15 protein-coding genes are annotated in these 18,410 nt (G+C 71.9%); 4 read left to right on the top strand and 11 right to left on the bottom strand.

From position 1 onward, the window contains the following. Window positions 1–215 precede the first annotated feature (215 nt). The 3 genes from ftsW to ACQPYE_RS33030 form a co-directional block, all read right to left on the bottom strand. A complete protein-coding gene (ftsW, locus tag ACQPYE_RS33020; RefSeq protein WP_498717009.1) occupies window positions 216–1,661 on the bottom strand; it encodes a putative lipid II flippase FtsW in 1,446 nt (481 codons plus the stop codon). Window positions 1,662–1,722: 61 nt separating this feature from the next. Then, the gene (locus ACQPYE_RS33025) at window positions 1,723–1,896 is read right to left on the bottom strand and encodes a DUF397 domain-containing protein (RefSeq protein WP_498717010.1); all 174 of its coding nucleotides are present in this window, start codon (window positions 1,894–1,896) and stop codon (window positions 1,723–1,725) included. A gap of 19 nt (window positions 1,897–1,915) precedes the next feature. Next, window positions 1,916–2,761, bottom strand: coding sequence for a helix-turn-helix domain-containing protein (locus tag ACQPYE_RS33030; protein WP_498717011.1), 846 nt, complete (start codon window positions 2,759–2,761; stop codon window positions 1,916–1,918). Window positions 2,762–2,864: 103 nt separating this feature from the next. On the opposite strand from ACQPYE_RS33030, the gene ACQPYE_RS33035 reads away from it, so the two are divergent. Next, complete coding sequence (locus tag ACQPYE_RS33035; RefSeq protein ID WP_498717012.1) at window positions 2,865–3,164, top strand: hypothetical protein; 300 nt, start codon at window positions 2,865–2,867, stop codon at window positions 3,162–3,164. On the opposite strand, the gene murD is transcribed toward ACQPYE_RS33035, so the two are convergent. From murD to mraZ, 8 genes are all read right to left on the bottom strand, one after another. Continuing rightward, window positions 3,143–4,516: a UDP-N-acetylmuramoyl-L-alanine--D-glutamate ligase gene (gene murD / locus ACQPYE_RS33040; RefSeq protein ID WP_498717013.1), complete on the bottom strand. Its 1,374-nt coding sequence runs from the start codon at window positions 4,514–4,516 to the stop codon at window positions 3,143–3,145. The two genes, ACQPYE_RS33035 and murD, sit on opposite strands and share 22 nt — an antisense overlap. 2 nt (window positions 4,517–4,518) lie before the next feature. Beyond that, window positions 4,519–5,607 (bottom strand): phospho-N-acetylmuramoyl-pentapeptide-transferase, encoded by a 1,089-nt coding sequence (gene mraY / locus ACQPYE_RS33045; RefSeq protein ID WP_498717014.1) that lies wholly within the window; start codon window positions 5,605–5,607, stop codon window positions 4,519–4,521. Further along, the gene (locus ACQPYE_RS33050; protein ID WP_498717015.1) at window positions 5,604–7,064 is read right to left on the bottom strand and encodes a UDP-N-acetylmuramoyl-tripeptide--D-alanyl-D-alanine ligase; all 1,461 of its coding nucleotides are present in this window, start codon (window positions 7,062–7,064) and stop codon (window positions 5,604–5,606) included. The genes mraY and ACQPYE_RS33050 overlap by 4 nt, the downstream gene beginning before the upstream one ends. Beyond that, window positions 7,061–8,590 (bottom strand): UDP-N-acetylmuramoyl-L-alanyl-D-glutamate--2,6-diaminopimelate ligase, encoded by a 1,530-nt coding sequence (locus tag ACQPYE_RS33055; RefSeq protein WP_498717016.1) that lies wholly within the window; start codon window positions 8,588–8,590, stop codon window positions 7,061–7,063. Before ACQPYE_RS33055 ends, ACQPYE_RS33050 begins: the two co-directional genes overlap by 4 nt. 114 nt (window positions 8,591–8,704) lie before the next feature. Beyond that, window positions 8,705–10,615 (bottom strand): peptidoglycan D,D-transpeptidase FtsI family protein, encoded by a 1,911-nt coding sequence (locus ACQPYE_RS33060; RefSeq protein WP_498717017.1) that lies wholly within the window; start codon window positions 10,613–10,615, stop codon window positions 8,705–8,707. An 85-nt stretch (window positions 10,616–10,700) separates the two neighbouring features. Further along, on the bottom strand, window positions 10,701–11,321 hold the full coding sequence (ftsL, locus tag ACQPYE_RS33065; protein ID WP_498717018.1) for a cell division protein FtsL: 621 nt from the start codon (window positions 11,319–11,321) through the stop codon (window positions 10,701–10,703). Then, window positions 11,318–12,265, bottom strand: a complete 948-nt coding sequence (rsmH, locus tag ACQPYE_RS33070; protein WP_498723036.1) for a 16S rRNA (cytosine(1402)-N(4))-methyltransferase RsmH — start codon at window positions 12,263–12,265, stop codon at window positions 11,318–11,320. Before rsmH ends, ftsL begins: the two co-directional genes overlap by 4 nt. Window positions 12,266–12,433: 168 nt before the next feature. Continuing rightward, window positions 12,434–12,865, bottom strand: a complete 432-nt coding sequence (mraZ, locus tag ACQPYE_RS33075; protein WP_053715381.1) for a division/cell wall cluster transcriptional repressor MraZ — start codon at window positions 12,863–12,865, stop codon at window positions 12,434–12,436. Between the two features lie 460 nt (window positions 12,866–13,325). On the opposite strand from mraZ, the gene ACQPYE_RS33080 reads away from it, so the two are divergent. The 3 genes from ACQPYE_RS33080 to ACQPYE_RS33090 are packed head-to-tail and all read left to right on the top strand — an operon-like array spanning window position 13,326 to window position 18,168. Continuing rightward, a complete protein-coding gene (locus ACQPYE_RS33080) occupies window positions 13,326–14,462 on the top strand; it encodes an AAA family ATPase (protein ID WP_498717019.1) in 1,137 nt (378 codons plus the stop codon). A 1-nt stretch (window position 14,463) separates the two neighbouring features. Continuing rightward, window positions 14,464–15,729, top strand: coding sequence for a DUF58 domain-containing protein (locus tag ACQPYE_RS33085; protein WP_498717020.1), 1,266 nt, complete (start codon window positions 14,464–14,466; stop codon window positions 15,727–15,729). Continuing rightward, window positions 15,730–18,168: a transglutaminase TgpA family protein gene (locus ACQPYE_RS33090; protein ID WP_498717021.1), complete on the top strand. Its 2,439-nt coding sequence runs from the start codon at window positions 15,730–15,732 to the stop codon at window positions 18,166–18,168. Window positions 18,169–18,410 lie beyond the last annotated feature (242 nt).

Consider the following 18,410-nt stretch of genomic DNA (forward strand, 5'->3'; position numbering starts at 1 on the left):
AGCCCGCCAAGTATCAACAGTGGCCGAAGAACCGCGATATAGCCCAATCAGGTCGAGAAAAAGCCACCCAATTCACTCGACCGGCACGGAACCCGATTCAGTCGTAGGATGATCGGATCGATTAGCTAATCACACTCGACCACATGCGCGACAAAACACTATTAGTACGGGAACCCATACGTGCGAATGCGGTGAATCGCCGGCCGAAAGCGCGGTCAGCGGCTGTCACGCCGCCTGGACCGCGCGTCCCGGTCCTGACCGGCCTTCCGGGATTCGCGACGGCGGTACTCCGAAGGCGGAGCGTGGCGACCGGCCATCCTCCGCTCGTCCACGGGCGGTGGGGCGGCCTTGCGGCCTCGGGGAGGCGGCGACGGCCGCACGGGACGCCGCTTCGGCGGTGGCTTGTAGACCACGGGCGCGGGCAGCTTCAGCACCCCGCCGACCCGACCGGGGCCGAGGGACCGCAACGCCGAGACCGCTTCCGGCTCGTGCCGCGCGCAGTTGGCGAGGATGCCGAAGACGAACATCGTCGTGACGACCGACGTGCCGCCGGAGGAGATCATCGGCAACGTGATGCCGGTGACCGGCAGCAACCTCACGACGTAGCCGATGTTGATCGCGGCCTGCGCGACCAGCCACACCGTCAGCGTCGCGGACACCATGCGGATCCACGGGTCGGTGTTGCGGGCGGCGATCCGCAGGCCGACCACCGCGAGCAGGGCGAAGAGGCCGAGGACCAGGACGCAGCCGATGAAGCCCAACTCCTCGCCGATGACGGCGAAGATGAAGTCGCTGTGCACGTTCGGCAGGTAGCGCCACTTCGAGCTGCCGTTGGTGAGGCCCTTGCCGAAGAACCCGCCCTCCGCCAGCGCGTACATCGCCTGCAACGCCTGAAGGCCCGAGCCCTGCGGGTCGGCCTCCGGGTTCAGGAAGGTCTGCACGCGTTCCAGCCGGTAGTCCGCGCCGAGCGCCAGCACCAGCGCGCCGGTGACCGCGCCGATCGCGATGATCCCGAAGATCCGCGCCGGCGCGCCGACGAACCACAGCAGGCTGATCAGCACGACACCGAGCGTGATCGTGCCGCCGAGGTCGGGTTGCAGCATCACCAGCGCGAACACCAGCATCGCCACCGGGACGACCGGGACCAGCAGGTGCCGGTACTGGTCCAGGAGGGCGCGCTTGGTCACCAGGACGTGCGCGCCCCACAGGGCGAGGGCCAGCTTCGCCGGTTCGATCGGCTGGAACGAGGCCGGTCCGACCTTGAACCAGGACTGCGCGCCGAAGTCCGTCGTCCCGAGGGGGGTCAGGACCAGGACCAGGAGGATCACGCAGACGAGCATCGCCATCGTGCTGCCGTGCCGGATCGTGCGCAGCGGCACGCGCAGGACGATCAGGAAGACGACCGCGCCGACGCCCACGTACAGCAGTTGCTTCTTGAACACGCTGTAGGCCGACGCGCCCACCGCCACCTCGCCCGGGGCGGACGCGGACAGCACCATGATCAGGCCGAGCACGGTCAGCACGCCGAAGATCGCGAGCAGCAGGTGGAAGTCCGCCAGCGGACGGCCCAGCCAAGCGGTCAACGACGTCCGCACCGCACGCTTGGCGCGCGGCGCTCTGGGCGGTCGCTCCCCCACCGGCTTCCGGTCCACCGCAGTCATGCGCCCATCGTCTCCCGCGCGAGCCGGTGAGACGTGACCATCGCCCGCGTGTCAGCGAGATTTATCCCCGCTTGACGGCGGACAGGAAGATCGCCATGGCCCGGCCGGGGAACTCCAGCGACGGGCCGGCGGTGTTCTTGCTGTCCCGAACCCGGAACGCGTCAGCCGACACGGCCACCTCGACACAGTTGCCCGTGCCATTGCTGCGGCTGCTCTTGCGCCACTCCGACCACATCGCGTTCTCCTCGACCGAGCTAGAGGTCTCCGATCACCCGCCTGATCAGCGCAACCGACTCCTGAGGATCGAGCGCCGCGGCTCGAAGGTGATCCAACACCAGGCTATACCGCTCGACCTCCGCGGCTTCGTCCAAGTAGAGGCCGCCGGTCAGGTTGTCGATGTAGATGACGCTCGGGAAGTCCACGAACTTGAGCAGTGTGAAGGCAGTTCCCATCGCCATGTGCTGCCCTTTGCCGAACGGCAGGACCTGCAAGGTCACATTGGGCAGTTCAGCCAGCTTGAGCAGGTGGGCGAGCTGCTCCTCCTGCACTTCCCGGCCACCGACCAGCCGGTGGAGGGTTGCCTCGTCGAGGAACGCCCACACCGAGAGCGAGCCGTCCTCCACCCGGCGCTGGCGGGTCTGTCGCAATTCGACTCGCTTGTGGAGCACGTCGTCGGTCGCGTCTGGCGTTCGCGCGCGCATGACCCAGCGGGCGTAGGCCGAAGTTTGGAAGAGACCGGGGATCAGGTCGATCTCGAAGGTGTCGATGGCGACCGCCTCCGACTCCAGGACCACGTACTCGGAGAACCAGTCGAACAGGACATCGCCGTAGACGTGCCACCAGCCGCGCTTCTTGGCCACCTTCGCCAACCGCAGCAGCCAGGCGGTCTTCTCGGGAGTCGCCCCGTAGAGATCGGCCAGCGCCCGGGTGTCTACTATGGACACACCGGTGTACGCCGACTCGATGCGGCTGATCTTCGACTTCGAGTAGCCCAGGTTCTCGACCACGTCGTCGAAGTCGAGCCCTGCCTCCTCGCGGAGTTGGGTCAGCGCGCTCGCCAGGACGCGCCGCCGGACTCCAGGGCCTTGGTTCTGCGGCATGGTGCGACATTAGCGGGGAACAGGGCCACTGATCGGGTGAACTTCTGCGAATATGCAGATTGCCCTGTTGCACCGAAGGCCGATGAGGTGCACCTTTGCCCGCATGATCTCCGCTGCGCTCGCTCGCGCCCACCACCTGCTGAACCAGGACATGCTCGGCTACCTGGACACCGTCGAGCTACTGACCGACGAGCACGACACCGACGACGAGACCGTGCGCGCCGTCGCACGCACCGAAGTCCCGCGCCTGGTCGCCGCCCTGCGCGCGACCCTGGCCACCCACAAGGCCGACGCCTCCGGCCAGTGCCCCACCTGCCGCACCGCCTGGCCGTGCGCCGTGATCGACTCCGCCCACGCCTACCTGAAGGACCCGGACAGCATCTACTCGATCTGCCCGGCCTGACCAGCCAACCCCAGCACGGCGTCGGCGAACGACTGCCCCCGGTGGGCGTAGTCGGTGAACATGTCCATCGAGGCGGCGGCCGGGGCGAGCACCACGGCGTCCCCGGGCTTCGCCAGCGAACGGGCCTCGCGCACGGCGTCGGCCATGGAACCGTCGTCCAGCACCACCACGGGCACCGACGGCGCGTGCCGGGCCAACGCCGAGGCGAACACCGAGCGGTCCGCCCCGATCAGCACCGCCCCGCGCAGCCGATGGCCCTCGGAGCGCACCAGGTCCTCCACCGACGCGCCCTTCAGCAGCCCGCCGGCCACCCACACGACGCTCCCGTGCGACCGCAACGACGCCGCCGCCGCGTGGGGGTTGGTGGCCTTCGAGTCGTTCACGTAGGCGACGCCGTCGACCGTCGTCACCAGCACGGCCCGGTGCGCCCCCGGCTTGAAGTCGCGCAACCCGCGCGCCACCGCGTCGGCCGGCACACCGTGCGCACGGGCCAGGGCCGCCGCCGCCAACGCGTCCGCGACACCGGGCGGCCCGCCCGGGTGGACGTCGGCGACCGGCAGCAGCACCTCGTCCGCGGGCCCGAACGCCCGGTCGACCAGCTGACCGCCGTGGACGCCGAGCTGCCCCTCCTCCGGCGACCCGAGCGTGAAACCGACGTGCGCGGCGGCCGGCGAGGAGGTCAGCAGTTCGGCCACCACGGGGTCGTCCACCCCGCCGATCGCGACCTCACCGGTCAGCACACCGGCCTTCGCCGACGCGTACGCCTCGAACGTGCCGTGCCAGTCGAGGTGGTCCTCGGCCAGGTTGAGCAGCACCCCGGCGAACGGCCGCACGGACGGCGACCAGTGCAGCTGGAAGCTCGACAGCTCCACCGCCAGCACCCGGCGTCCGGCCAGCAGGGCGTCCACCACGGGCAGGCCGACGTTGCCGCAGGCCACGGCGTCGATGCCGGCCGCGCGCAGGATCGACTCCAGCATCCCGACCGTCGTGGTCTTCCCGTTCGTCCCCGTCACGGCGAGCCACGTCGGCGGGTCGGCCAGCTCCAGGCCCATCCGCCAGGCCAGCTCGACCTCGCCGATCACCTCGACGCCCGCCGCCGTCGCCGCCTCCAGCAACGGGCTGGACGGACGCCACCCCGGACTGGTGACGACCAGGTCGGTCCCGTCGGGTGGCGTGACCAGGCCGGGTGTCAGCGCCACACCGGGCAGCAGCTGCTCCAGCGCCGCGAGGCGGTCGGCCGAACCGTCGGTCACGGTGACGACGGCGTCCGCCGCCAGCAACGCCTCCGCCGCCGACCGACCGGTCACCCCGGCGCCGGCCACGAGCACGTGACGACCTGCGAGGAAGCCCATCGTCAGCTCTCGACCGCGGTCAGCCACTCGCTGTAGAACAGGCCGAGCCCGAGCATGCAGCACATGGCCGCGAGCAGCCAGAACCTGATGATCACCGTGGTTTCCGCCCACCCGGCGAGTTCGAAGTGGTGGTGGAACGGCGCCATCCGGAACAACCGCCGTCGTGACGTGCGGAAGACCGCGACCTGGAGCACCACCGACAACGCCTCGACCACGAACAGACCGCCGATGACGACCATCAGCAGCTCGGTGCGGGTGGCGATGGACAGACCGGCGACCAGGCCGCCCAGCGCGAGCGAGCCCGTGTCACCCATGAAGATCTTGGCGGGCGCGGCGTTCCACCACAGGAAGCCGATGCAGCCGGCCATCGCGGCGGCGGCCACCAGCGCCAGGTCGAGCGGATCGCGCACGTCGTAGCAGCCCGCCACGAGCAGGTTCGAGCAGTTGTAGCGGAACTGCCAGAAGCTGATCACCACGTAGGTGCCGAGCACCATCGCGGACGTGCCGCCGGCCAGGCCGTCCAGGCCGTCGGTCAGGTTCACCGCGTTCGACCAGGCGCTGATCGCGGCGTAGCAGAACACCACGAAGCCGACGACGCCGAACGACACCACGCTGATGTCGCGCACGAACGACAGGTTCACCGAGGCCGGCGTGTACCCGTCGCGGTTCGGGAACTGGATCACCAGCACCGCGAAGATGATCGTGGCGACGAACTGGCCGACCAGCTTCGCGGTCTTGTTCAGCCCCAGGTTGCGCTGCTTGCGGATCTTGATGAAGTCGTCCAGGAAGCCGACGACGCCCAGTGACGTGGTCAGCATCAGCACCAGCAGGCCGGACGCGCTCGGCGTCTGGTCCTGCGCGGACGCCGACATGGAGTTCACCAGGTGCGCCCCGAGGTAGCCCGCCCACATCGCGACCAGGATCGCGACGCCACCCATGGTGGGCGTGCCGCGCTTGGTCTTGTGGCTCTGCGGACCCTCCTCGCGGATCTCCTGACCGAAGCCCTGCCGGGAGAAGATCTTGATCAGGTAGGGCGTCAGCATGATCGACGTGATCAGGGCGATGGCCGCCGCGATCAGGATGCTCTTCACTTGCTGCCCGCCTCCAGGAGAGCCTCGGCAACCCGCCACAGGCCGTATGAGTTGGATGCCTTCACCAGGACGACGTCACCGGGCCGCACCTGGTCGCGCAGCAGCTCGACGGCCGCCGACACGTCGGGCACCACAATCGCTTCTTCGCCCCAAGATCCTTCCAGGTGCGCCCCTTGGTGCATCGCGCGGGCGTCCTGACCGACCACGACCAGCTTGTTGATGTCCAAGCGGACCGCGAGCCGGCCGATCTCGTCGTGCGCGCGGATCGAGTCCGCGCCCAGTTCGGCCATCGGCCCCAGCACCGCCCAGCTGCGGCGGGCGGGCGTGGTGGACCGGGAGATGGTGGCGAGCGACTTGAGCGCCGCGCGCACCGACTCCGGGTTGGCGTTGTACGCGTCGTTGACGATCGTCACACCGTCAGGACGTTCGGAGACCGCCATGCGGTGCGCGGACACCCGTGCCGCGGTGCCGAGGCTCTCCGCGACCTGGTCCGGGGTCGCGCCGAGCTCGATCGCGATGGCGGCGGCGGTGAGGGCGTTGCCGACCTGGTGGGGCCCGTGGACGGCCAGCCGCACGGCCGCCTCGCCGGCGGGCGTGACCAGGGTGAAGCGGGCGCGTGCCTGCTCGTCCAGCTCGACGTCCACGGCGCGGACCTGCGCGGACGGGTTCTCGCCCACGAGGACGACCTTGGCCTTCGTGCGGCCGGCCATGCCCGCGACGAGGGGGTCGTCGGCGTTGAGGATCGCGACGCCGTCCTCGGGCAGGGCCTCGACCAGTTCGCCCTTCGCCAGGGCGATGTTCTCCCGGGAGCCGAACTCGCCGACGTGCGCGCTGCCGACGTTCAGCACCGCGCCGACGCGGGGCACGGCGACCCGGCACAGCTCGGCGATGTGGCCGATGCCGCGCGCGCTGAGCTCCAGGACCAGGAACCGGGTGTCCTCGTCGGCCCGCAACGCCGTCCAGGGGTGGCCCAGTTCGTTGTTGAACGACCCGGGCGGCGCGATGGTCGGGCCGAGCGGCGCCAGCACCTGGGCGATGAGGTCCTTGGTGGACGTCTTGCCGGACGACCCCGTCACGCCGACGACGGTCAGGTCCGCCAGCCGGTCCGTGACGTGCCGGGCGAGCTTGGCCAGGGCGGCCAGCACGGCCGCGCCCGCGCCGTCGGTGTCGCCGGACAGCACGTAGGCGTTGCCCTCGGCCCGGTCGACAGGCGGCGCGATGACGGCGGGCGCGTCGACCTCCCGGCCCGCCAGCACGCCCACCGCGCCCCGCTCGACGGCCTGGGCGGCGAAGTCGTGGCCGTCGACCCGTGCGCCGGGCAGCGCGAGGAACAGGCCGCCGGGCGTGATCTCACGGGTGTCGAACTCGACGCTGCCGGTGACCACCTCGGCGCCGGTGGCGTGGTGCAGCTTGCCGCCGACGACCTCGGCGATCTCGGCGAGGCTGAGCTGGATCACCGGGTGGCTCCTCTGATCGCGTCGGTCAGTGCGTCCACGTCGGAGAACGGCTGCACGACGCCCGCGATCTCCTGGCCGGTCTCGTGGCCCTTGCCCGCGACCACGACGACGTCGCCGGTGCGCGCGAGGGACACGGCGTGCTCGATGGCGCGGCGGCGGTCGCCGATCTCCACGATCTCTCCGCGCTCGTCGTCCGGCACGGCCAGCGCGCCGTGCAGCATCGCGGCCCGGATCCGCGCCGGGTCCTCCGTGCGCGGGTTGTCGTCGGTGACGATCAGGACGTCGCTGCGCCGTGCGGCTTCCTCGCCCATGAGCGGGCGCTTCGCCGTGTCGCGGTCGCCGCCGCAGCCCAGGACCGTGATGACGTGGCCGGTGGCGCGGGCGCGGACCGCCTGGAGCGCGAGGGCGACGGCGGCCGGCTTGTGCGAGTAGTCCACGACGGCGGTGAAGTCCTGGCCCTCGTCGACCCGTTGCATCCGGCCGGGCACCTGGACGTCCCGGAGGCCGTCGCGGATGGCGTCGAGCGGGATGCCCCGGACGTGCAGGCAGGCGATGGCCAGCAGGGCGTTGGCGACGTTGAAGTCGCCGGGGAGGCTGAGCTCGACGTCGAGCGTGACGCCGTCCGGGCCGTGCGCGGTGAACGTCTGCTCACCGGTGGCGGAGACGGTGACGCCGGTGGCCGTCCAGTCGGCGGGCTTCGTGGTCGCGACCGTGACGGTGGCGTCCGTGACCAGGCGCGGGCCCCACTCGCCGTCCACGCAGACCACCTCGGTGCGGGCCCGGCCGTCGAACAGCTCGGCCTTGGTCCGGAAGTAGTCCTCCATGTCCGGGTGGAAGTCCAGGTGGTCCTGGGAGAGGTTGGTGAACGCGCCGATCGCGAAACCGACGCCGCCGACCCGGCCCAGGCGCAGGGCGTGGCTGGAGACCTCCATCACCACGTCCGTGGTGCCGCACTCGACCATCACGGCCAGCAGCGCTTGCAGGTCGGGGGCCTCGGGCGTGGTGAGGGCGCTGTCGAGCCGGTTGCCCGCGACGCGCGTCTCGACGGTGCCGATGAGCCCGGTGGCGCGACCGGCCGCCCGCAGCGCCGACTCGATCATGTAGCTGGTGGTGGTCTTGCCGGACGTGCCGGTCACGCCCCACACGGCGAGCTTGGTGGACGGGTCGCCGTGCACGCCGGAGGCCAGCAGCCCGAGGACCCCGCGGGGGTCCGGGTGCACGAGCACGGGCACGCCGTGGACCTTCGCCGCGCCGTCCTCGTCAGTCAGCACGGCCACCGCGCCGTTCTCCACGGCTTGGGCGGCGAAGTCGGCGCCGTGCACCCGCGTGCCCGGCAGGGCGGCGAACAGGTCGCCGGGTCGCACGTGTTGGGCGCGCAAGGTCACGCCGCTGACCTGGACGTGCGCCCGGTCGGGGGCGGTCAGGCGCGCGTCGATGGCCGTGGCGAGCTCGGACACGGCAACGGGCTGGGTGCGGGAAGGGCGAGGCGGAGCGGTCGCGACCTTGCCCTCGAGCTTGGCAGGCACGCGCGGAAGGCTACCGGCGCACGGAGAGTGTTCGTCCGGCACGTCCACTCCGGACCGCCTTGCCGTCACCAAACCTGAATAGATTCCACGTAACACGAGGTGGGCGGGGTGTCCCTAGTGCACCAGCGGCACGATCGGGCTCTGCTCGGCCGACAGCGGGATCTGGTAGCGCTGCGCCAGGTAGGAGGCGACGTCGTGGAACAGCGGCGCGGCCGACTGGGGGCTCTCGGTCGGGTTGTCGAGCATGATGCCGACCACGAACCTGGGGTCGTCGGCGGGCAGGATGCCCGCGAACGTGATCCAGTACTGCGAACTGCTGTAGCAGCCGCACTTCGGGTCGATCTGCTGCGCCGTGCCCGTCTTGCCGCTGATCTGGTACCCCGGCAGCGCCGCCGGCGTGCCCGTGCCGCTCTGGAGCGCCGAGTCCGGCCCCGACGCCTTCTGCGTCACCGCGCGGAACATGTCGCGGACCGTCCTGGCCGTCTGCGGCGAGACGACCCGCTCGGTCTCCGGCGGGGCCATCTCCTTGCGGCTGCCGTCGGCCGACACCTCGGCGCGCACGATGCGCGGCGCGATGCGCATGCCGTCGTTCGCGATGGCCTGGTACATCCCGGTCATCTGGAGCAGGGTCATGTTCAGGCCCTGGCCGATCGGCAGGTTGCCGAACGTCGAACCGGACCACTGCTTCAACGGCGGCACGTACCCGGGCTCCTCGCCGGGCAGCCCCGACTGGGTCCGCTTGCCCAGCCCGAACTTGCGCAGCATGTCCGCGTACCGGTCCTGGCCGATCTTCTGCGCCGTCATCAGCGTGCCGACGTTGGACGACTTCGCGAACACGCCGGTGAACGTCATGTCCAGCGGGCCGTGCTGCCACCAGTCCCCGATGACCCGGTCGGCGACCTCGATGCTGCCGTCGACCCGCAGCACGCTGTCCGGCTGGTGGACGCCGTCCTCGATCGCCGTCGCCGCGGTCACGACCTTGTTCACCGAACCCGGCTCGAACACCGACGTGACCGCGATGTTGCGCAGCTGGTCCTCGGAGGCCTTGCCGAAGTCGTTCGGGTCGAACGTCTTGTCGTTGACCATCGCCAGGATCTCGCCGGTCCGGGAGTCCATCACCACCGCGGAACCGCTGCGCGCCGCCGTCCTGGTCGTGTAGTCGGTGACCATGCGCTGCAACGCGTACTGCGTGTCCAGGTCGAGCGTCAGCTCCAGGCTCTTGCCGGGCGTGGCGGCGGCCAGCTCCTGCGACCGGTTCGGTCCCGGGATGACCACGTCGTCGTTGCCCTGCATGGTGTCCACGACCCGCAGCCCGTTGTTACCGGCGAGCAGGTTGTCCCGCGCGATCTCCAACCCCAGCAGGCCGTGCGTGGCGGGCGGCTCCGTGTCCTTGCGCCAGTTCGCCGCGCCGACGATGTTCGACGCCAGCTCGCCGTTCGGGTACACGCGCACGGCCCGCGCCTCGGAGCCGATGTCGTAGTACTTGTCCGTGATGACGGCGGCCTTGCCCGGGTCGACGTTGTCCACCAGCTCCACGTACGTGGTGTCCTGGGACAGTTTCGCGAGCATGGTGTCCCGGTCGGTCTTCTGCCCGGCGACCTCCTTGCCCAGCGTCTGCTCGATGAACTCGGCGATGTCGGCGACGCGGTCCTCGAAGCTGCCGATCTCCGGGTCGTTCTCCAGCGCCTTCGCCCACTCCAGGCGCATCCGCTGCGGCACGACGTAGAGAGCGCGCGCTTCCACGCTGAACGCCAGCTGGTTGCCGTTGCGGTCCAGGATCGAGCCGCGCGGCGCCAGGATGTCGATCTGCGTGGCGCGCTGCTGCTCGGCCTGCGCGGACAGCGCCTCCGCCTGGAAGCCCTGGACCTGCACGAGCTTGATCCCGGCCAGGAGCAGCGCGCCCACCAGCAGCAGCCGGCCCACCGTGAGCCGCACCCGGCTGTTGCCACCGCGTCGCGCGCGGGGAGCGGGTCCCCGGACGGACAACGGGCGTCGCACGGGTCTGCCCCGGCTGGGCCCCGGCATCACTGACCTCCTGGTACCGGCTGTTCCACTGGTTCGTCCGCGCCCGGTGCCCGGGCCGTTCGTGTGCTGCGGGCTGGCCGCGCGGTCAGCCCGGCGGCGGTTGCTGCCCGGCCGGCGGTTGTTGCCCGGGGGGAGTCTGCGCGGGCGGCGGTTGCTGCCCGGTCGGGGTCTGCGCGGGCGGCGTGGTGGACGACGTGGTGGGCGGTGGGGGCGGCTGCACCGCGGACGGCTTGCCGTACACCTCGATCGAGCCGTCCGGCAGCTGCCGCAACCGCGCCGGGTCACCCGCCGGGACCAGGCCCAGCTTCGTCGCGGCGTCGGCCAGGCCCGGCGGCGACTCGGCCAGCGCGACCTCCTGCCGCAGCTGCTCGACCTGCCGGGCGAGCCGGGTCTCCTCGGCCCGCGCGTCCTGCAACCGGTACGAGTCCGCCGTCGCCTGGGTCGCCAGCCACATGATCGCCGCGATGCCGACGCCGAGCACGACCATCACCATCACCACGAACGGCGCCTTGGGCGCCGCCGCCGGCTGACGGGTCACCGCCGGACGGCGCTTCGACGACGTGCGCTGCGCACGCCGCGCGTAGGCCCGCTCCGCCGCGGCCGAACGGCGGCGCTCCGCCGGCACGGCCTTCAACGAGCGCTCACGGGGCTTGGCCGACCTGGCCGGTGACGACCCGCCACCGCCGGTCCGTGCCGGTGCGGTCATGTCGCCTCCCGGACGCGTTCCGCCGCTCGCAGCCGCACGGAGGCGGCCCTGGGGTTCTCCTCGATCTCCTGCTCGTTCGCCTGCTCCGCGCCCCTGGTCACCAGCTTCAGCTGGGGACCGTGGCCGGGCAGCTCGACCGGCAGGTCCTGCGGCGAGGTCGACGTGGCCAGCGCGGTGAACGCCCGCTTGACCATCCGGTCCTCCAGCGACTGGTAGGACTCCACGACGATCCGCCCGCCGACGGCCAGCACCGACAGCGCGGCGGGCAGCGCCAGGCGCAGCGACTCCAGCTCCTCGTTCACCTCGATGCGCAACGCCTGGAACGTCCGCTTCGCCGGGTGGCCGCCCGTCCGGCGGGTCGCCGCGGGCACCACCGCGTACAGCAGCTCGACCAGCCTGCCGCTGGTGGTGAACGGCTCGCGCTCGCGCTCCCGCGCCACGGCCCCGGCGATCTTGCGGGCGAACCGCTCCTCGCCGTAGTCGCGCAGGATCCGGGTCAGGTCGTCCACGGAGTACGTGTTCAGCACGTCGGCCGCCGTGGGCCCGGCGCCCGCGCTCATCCGCATGTCCAGCGGCGCGTCCCTGGAGTAGGCGAACCCGCGCTCCTCGGCGTCCAGCTGAAGGGAGGACACGCCGAGGTCCATCAGGATCCCGTCGACCTTCGCGCCGCCGACCGCCGAGGCGATCCCGTCGTACGTGGTCTGCACGAACTCCACGCGGTCGCCGAACGGCGCCAGCCGCCGCCGGGACAGCTCGATGGCCTGCGGGTCGCGGTCCAGCCCGATCAGCCGCACCCGCGGGTGCGCTCGCAGCACCGCTTCGGAGTGCCCGCCCAGACCGAGCGTGCAGTCGACGAACACGGCGTCCCGATCGGCCAACGCGGGGGCCAGGAGGTCGAGGACGCGATCGAGCAGCACCGGCACGTGACGCGCCTGCTCCACCACGTCCACTCCCTCGATGGTCCCCCCTCACAAGACAAGGAATTCGGGTGTCGTCAGGTCCCCGCCCGCCCGTCGGACCTGGCGCCGGGGAAGGTGCGCCAGGGCCGAAAGCCGAGCGGACCGAGGCCTCACGGCACCCGAAACTCGAAGCAAACGGCTGTTACAGCCGATCTAGAAGACGCCGGGCAGCACCTCCTCGCGCGCCGTGGCGTAGCTGTCCTCGTGTTCCTCGAGGTAGCGCTGCCACGCCTGCGCGTCCCAGATCTCCAGGCGGTTGATCGCGCCGATGACCACGCACTCCTTGGTCAACCCCGCGTACCGCCGAAGCTCCGGTGCGATCGACACCCGGCCCTGGCCGTCCGGCCGCTGCTCGTCGGTCCCCGCGAACAGGTAGCGCTGGTAGGCGCGGACCGCCTCGTTGGTGAAAGGAGCGTCCGCCACCTTGCGCGCCATCTGCTCGAACTCGGCCCGAGGGAACACGTAGAGGCAGTGGTCCTGGCCCTTGGTGACCATGAGACCCCCCGCTAGCGCGTCCCGGAACTTCGCAGGCAGCGTCAGTCGGCCCTTGTCGTCCAGCCTCGGGTAGTGCGTGCCCAGGAACACGGCGCCCACCTCCCGACGCCGGAAGCGTCACTTCCGACCGGCAGTGGAGCCCCCGTCTGCCCCACCGGCCGCCACAGTACCCCACTTTTCACCACAGTCAACGCTGAAACGGGTGGTCGCACGTCCCGCGCGGGGACGTTTGCGCAGGTAGAACGAAGATGGCCGGCGTGGAGCGTGGTGGGGGAAGCCGAGCGCGACCACCCCCGCAGGTGAGCCGATCCGGCCCGAACACCACCCGGATGGCCCAGCGAAATCGGGCAAAACCGGTCCTCCGGCGACCTTGGTGGGGAATCGTGGTGGGGTGGGGTGAACCGGCCGGTTCGGCGGGCCGTGGAATCCACGAGCACGAAACTGTTCAATCGGTGTAGGGCGCTTCGCCCTGGTTTGACACACTGCGTGAAACGCTCACCGCCACCGCGAACCGGTCGCGGTAGGGCCGCGCCCTGCTCCAGGAGGTCGAGTGACTCCGAGTACACAGCCAGCCGCGCTGCCAGAACACTCCTACGGGGGCAGCGGCTCGTCGGCGGGCAACCAGGCGAACCCCGCCGCCGGAGCCGACAACCGGACCCCGCACACCAACCACGCGCCGGTCCGGGAGGAAGCGCTCGCGGAGCTGCACGCCACGGTGGGTCGGATCGCCGCCAACGTGGAGAAGGTCATCGTCGGCAAGCCGGACGTCGTCCGCGTCGCGCTGGTGACCCTGCTGGCCGAGGGCCACCTGCTCGTCGAGGACGTGCCGGGCGTCGGCAAGACCTCGTTGGCCAAGGCGCTGGCCCGGTCCATCGACTGCACCGTGAGCCGCATCCAGTTCACCCCCGACCTGCTGCCCAGCGACATCACCGGCGTGTCGATCTACAACCGGCAGGACAACGACTTCGAGTTCCGCCCCGGCCCGGTGTTCGCGAACATCGTGGTGGGCGACGAGATCAACCGCGCCTCGCCGAAGACCCAGTCCGCGCTGCTGGAGTGCATGGAAGAGCGCCAGGTCACGGTGGACGGGCAGACCTACCCGCTCGGCGCGCCGTTCATGGTGATCGCCACCCAGAACCCGATCGAGATGGAGGGCACCTACGCCCTGCCCGAGGCGCAGCGCGACCGGTTCACCGCGCGCGTCTCCATCGGCTACCCGGACCCGGCGGCCGAGCTGGCGATGGTCGACGAGCACGCGGGCCACGACCCGATGGCCGACCTGCGCGCGGTGTCCGACGCGGAGCAGGTGCTCCGGCTGGTCCACGTGGTGCGGCGGGTGCACCTCTCGCAGGAGATCCGCCGGTACGCGGTGGACCTGGTCGGCGCCACCCGGCGGCTGCCCGAGCTGCGGCTGGGCGCCTCGCCGCGCTCGACGTTGCAGCTGGTGCGGGCGGCCCGGGCGCAGGCCGCGCTGGCCGGTCGCGACTTCGTGGTGCCGGACGACGTCCACGCGGTGGCCGTGCCGGTGCTGGCGCACCGCCTGGTGCTGACCGCGGAAGCGCAGGCGGCCCGCCGGTCGTCGGCCGACCTGGTGCGCAACCTGCTCCAGCGGGTGCCGGTGCCGCAGGCGGCGCTGGACCCGACCGGGCAGTTCCCGCACCACGTCAACCCGAACAACCACCGCTGACATGCGCGGAGCCCTGTCCGGGCTGACCACCCGGGGCCGATGCCTGCTGGCCGCGGGGTTCGCGGCCGGGTTGTGCGCGATCGTGCTCAACGAGCGCGACCTGTTGCGCGTGGCGGCGTTCGTGGTGGCCCTGCCGCTGCTGGCGGCCTGGCTGGCGCAGCGGGCCAGGATCGGCCTGCACGCGACCCGGCTGCTGCACCCCAGCCGCGTCCAGGTGGGCTCGGCGACGGACGTGCGCGTGGAGCTGCGCAGCGCCGGGCGGTTGCCGACCGGCGGGCTGCTGCTGGAGGACGCGGTGCCGTACGCGCTGGGTGCGCGCCCGCGGTTCGTGGTGGAGCGGTTGCCGCGCAACGTCGTGACCGTGCTGCGGTACCCGCTCAAGCCGGTGATGCGCGGCGTCCAGCAGGTGGGTCCGCTGATGGCGCGGATCACCGACCCGTTCGGCCTGGCCGAGTTCGACCGCGAGATGGCCGGTCGCAGCCGGCTGGTCGTGGTGCCGCGGGTGGTGGGGCTGACCGGTCTGCCGAGCGGTTCGGGCATGGGCTCCGGCGACGACGGCTCGATCCGGCTGCGCGCCGGGCAGGGCGAGGACGACGCGGTGGTGCGCCCCTACCGGCACGGCGACGACCTGCGGAAGGTGCACTGGCGCTCGACCGCCCGGCGCGACGAGCTGATGGTGCGGGTCGAGGAACGGCCGTGGCGCGGCGGCACGACCGTGCTGCTGGACCACCGGCTGGTAGCGCACCGGGGCAGCGGTCCCGGCGCGAGCCTGGAGTGGGCGGTCTCGCTGGCCGCGTCGATCTGCGTGCACCTGCACCGGTACGGCCACCAGGTGCGCCTGGTCGGCGACGACGGCCGGGTGCTGGCGGGCGGTCCGGGCAACAGCGGGTACAGCGACGCGGTGGTGCTGGACGCGTTGGCCGCGCTGGCGCCGTCGCACCGCCGTGAGCCCGCCACCGGGCTCGACCCCGGCGCGGGTCAGGAAGTGATCGCGATCCTCGGCGGCAGCACGCCCGCCGTGGTGGACGCGTTGGTCCGCAACCGGCCGCGCGGGATGCGCAGCCTCGCGGTGGTGATGGACGTCGGCGCGTGGGCGTCCGCGTCCGAGGACCCGGCGCCCGATCCGGCCGACGCCCGGCGGTTGCTGAGCGGCGCGGGGTGGGGCGTGGTCGTGGCGCGGCCGTCGACGCCGATGGGCCAGGTCTGGCAGGAGCTGTGCCACAGCGCGGGCAACCGCGGCCCCGTGGTGCGCACGGAGGTGGGCTAGGTGACCGGCAGGACCAGTGCGGTGGGCAGCGACAACTGGGTGGTGAGCGCGACACCGGCGGTGGCCGGCCTGGCCACGCTGTGCGCGGCGACGGCGTTGTCCAGCGTGCTCGACGGCGTGCTGTGGCTGGTGTACCTGGCCGTGGCGATCGCGGTGGTCGGCGGCACGGGCGTGCTGCTGCGCGCGACGCGGCTGGCCGCGCCGGTGGTCGCCCTCGGGCAGCTGCTGGCGTTGACGTGCCTGCTGGTGACGATCTTCACCCGCAGCGGTGTGCTCGTCGTGCTGCCCGGTCCGCAGTCGTTGCAGGACCTGCTGGCGGTGCTCGGCGACTCGATGACCGAGGTGCAGACCGGTGTGCCGCCGGTGCCGGACAGCCCGGCCATGCGGTGCCTGGTGATGGTCGCGATCGGGCTCGTCGCGATCCTGGTGGACATCCTGGCGGTCGGTCTGGGTGCGCCCGCCGCGTCGGGGCTGGTGCTGCTGTGCGTGTTCGCGGTGCCCGCGTCGCTGGCCGACGAGATGCTGCCGCTGTGGACGTTCGTGTTCGGCGCGGGGGCGTTCGCGCTGCTGCTGGCCGTGGACGGGCAACACCGGCACGAGGCTTGGCGCGGCAGGTTGGCCAACGGCGGGCAGAGCGGGTCGGGACCGGCGGCGACGGCGGTGGCCGGGTTGGCCGTGGTGGTCGCGCTGCTGGCGGGCGCGAGCCTGACCCTGGTCGGCACGGTCGGCCGGCTGCCGGGCACCGGCGAGGAGATCGGCGGCGGCAACGGCGGGCTGGGCATCGACCCGATGACGCAGCTGCGCGGCATGCTCAACCAGGGCGCGCCGCGCGAGCTGTTCCGGGTGCGGAACATGCCGGGCACCTCGGCGTACCTGCGGGCGATGACGTTGCGCCAGTACGTGCCGGACAAGGGCTGGGAGCTGGGCGGGAACATGCCCGAGGGCGTGCCCGCGAACGGCCCGCTGCCCCAGCAGCCCGGCGACCCCGGCGGCGGCGAGGTCACCGACGTCCGGATCGAGCCGGTGAACTGGGTGGACAACTGGCTGCCGGTGTACGGCCGGCCGCGCGAGGCCCGGGCGGTCGACGACAACTGGAGGTTCGACCCGGAGCGCGGGATGGTCTACAGCGTCCGGCCGCGCAAGTCCGAGGAGTACACGCTGAGCACGGTGTTCGACACGCCGTCGGCGGACACGCTGCGGAGGGTCGGCCGTCAGGTGGACATCGACCCGGCGTACCTGGAGGCGCCGGGCGTCGAGGGCCGGGTGGCGGAGCTGGCGCGGCGGATCGTGGCCGGGAGCACCAACCAGTTCGACCAGGCGACGGCGTTGTACCGGTACTTCACCGACGGCACAGAGGGCTTCGAGTACACGACGCAGACCTCGACCACGGACACGTCCGTCGACGCGTTGGAAGACTTCGTGTTCAACGGCAAGAAGGGCTACTGCGAGCAGTACGCGTCGGCGATGGCGATCATGGCGCGGTCGGTCGGCCTGCCGTCGCGGGTGGCGCTGGGCTTCACCGCCGGGTACGCCACCGGTGACGTGCAGACGATCACGTCGCAGGACGCGCACGCGTGGGTCGAGATCTACTTCCCCGGCTACGGCTGGATGACGTTCGACCCGACGCCGCTGTCGGACGGTCGCGGCGTGACCCCGCCGTACATCTCCGGGTTGGAGGCGGACGACGAGGAGGACGGCTCCAGCGCGAGCGCCACGGCGACCACGACCACCACGGCGGCTCCGGGCGCGTCGGCGTCCGCGTCGGCCGTGCCGGACGCGTTGGGGCAGGACGGGACCACTTCGGCGGAGCAGTCGACGCCGATGTGGCACCTGGTGACGCTCGGGGTGGTCGCGCTGCTCGCGTTGCTGGCGACGCTGGCGGTGCGGTTCGGCGGTGCGCGGTTGGCCCGGCCGGTGTGGCTGCGTTCGGCGGCGCCGGCGGCGGCGCTGGCGGGTTGGGCGGTTGTGCTCGCGTTGGTGTTGGCGCTGCTGTCGTGGTGGTTGGCGGTGGTGTTGCTGCTGGCGTTGGCGGTGGCGACGCCGGCGGCCGTGCGGACCTGGCGGCGGCGCGGGCGGTTGCGCGCGGTGGCCGGGTTGGGGCCGGACGCGGCGAGCGCGGCTTGGCAGGAGCTGGTCGCGGAGTCCGTGGACCGGGGTACCCGGGTGCCGCGCACGGAGACCGTGCGGGTGGCGGCGCGGCGGTTGGTGCGGGTGCACAACCTGGATGAGCAGGGGCGGGACGGGCTGCGCGCGGTCGTGGGCGCGGTGGAGCGGTCTTGGTACAGCACGCAGGCCGCCGCGGACCCGTCGTTGCCGGGTGCGGTGGACGACGTGCGCCAGAGCCTGAGCCGCAACGCCCCGCTGGCGTTGAAGGCCAAGGTCCTGCCCCGTTCGGTGCTCCAACCCCAGCCGCCGGTGGAGCAGGACCCGGACGAGTGACCGCGGGTCTTCGAGCGGTGTGACCGGTCCGGTCGGGGGCCGGGGACTTCAGACCGTCCCCGGCCCTCAGCCGTTCACGGGTCCTCGCACCCGCGCCTCACGCTTCCCGCACGTGCCCTGGGCCTGCCCCAATTGCCGCTGCCCTCACCACGTGCCACGTGCCACGTGCCCGACACGCAGACGGCCCGCCCCGGAGGGTCCCGGGGCGGGCCGTCTGCGTTGTTCAGTCGTTCAATCGGGCT

The sequence above is a fragment of the Actinosynnema sp. CA-299493 genome, from assembly GCF_050946825.1.
Taxonomy (GTDB): Bacteria; Actinomycetota; Actinomycetes; order Mycobacteriales; family Pseudonocardiaceae; genus Actinosynnema.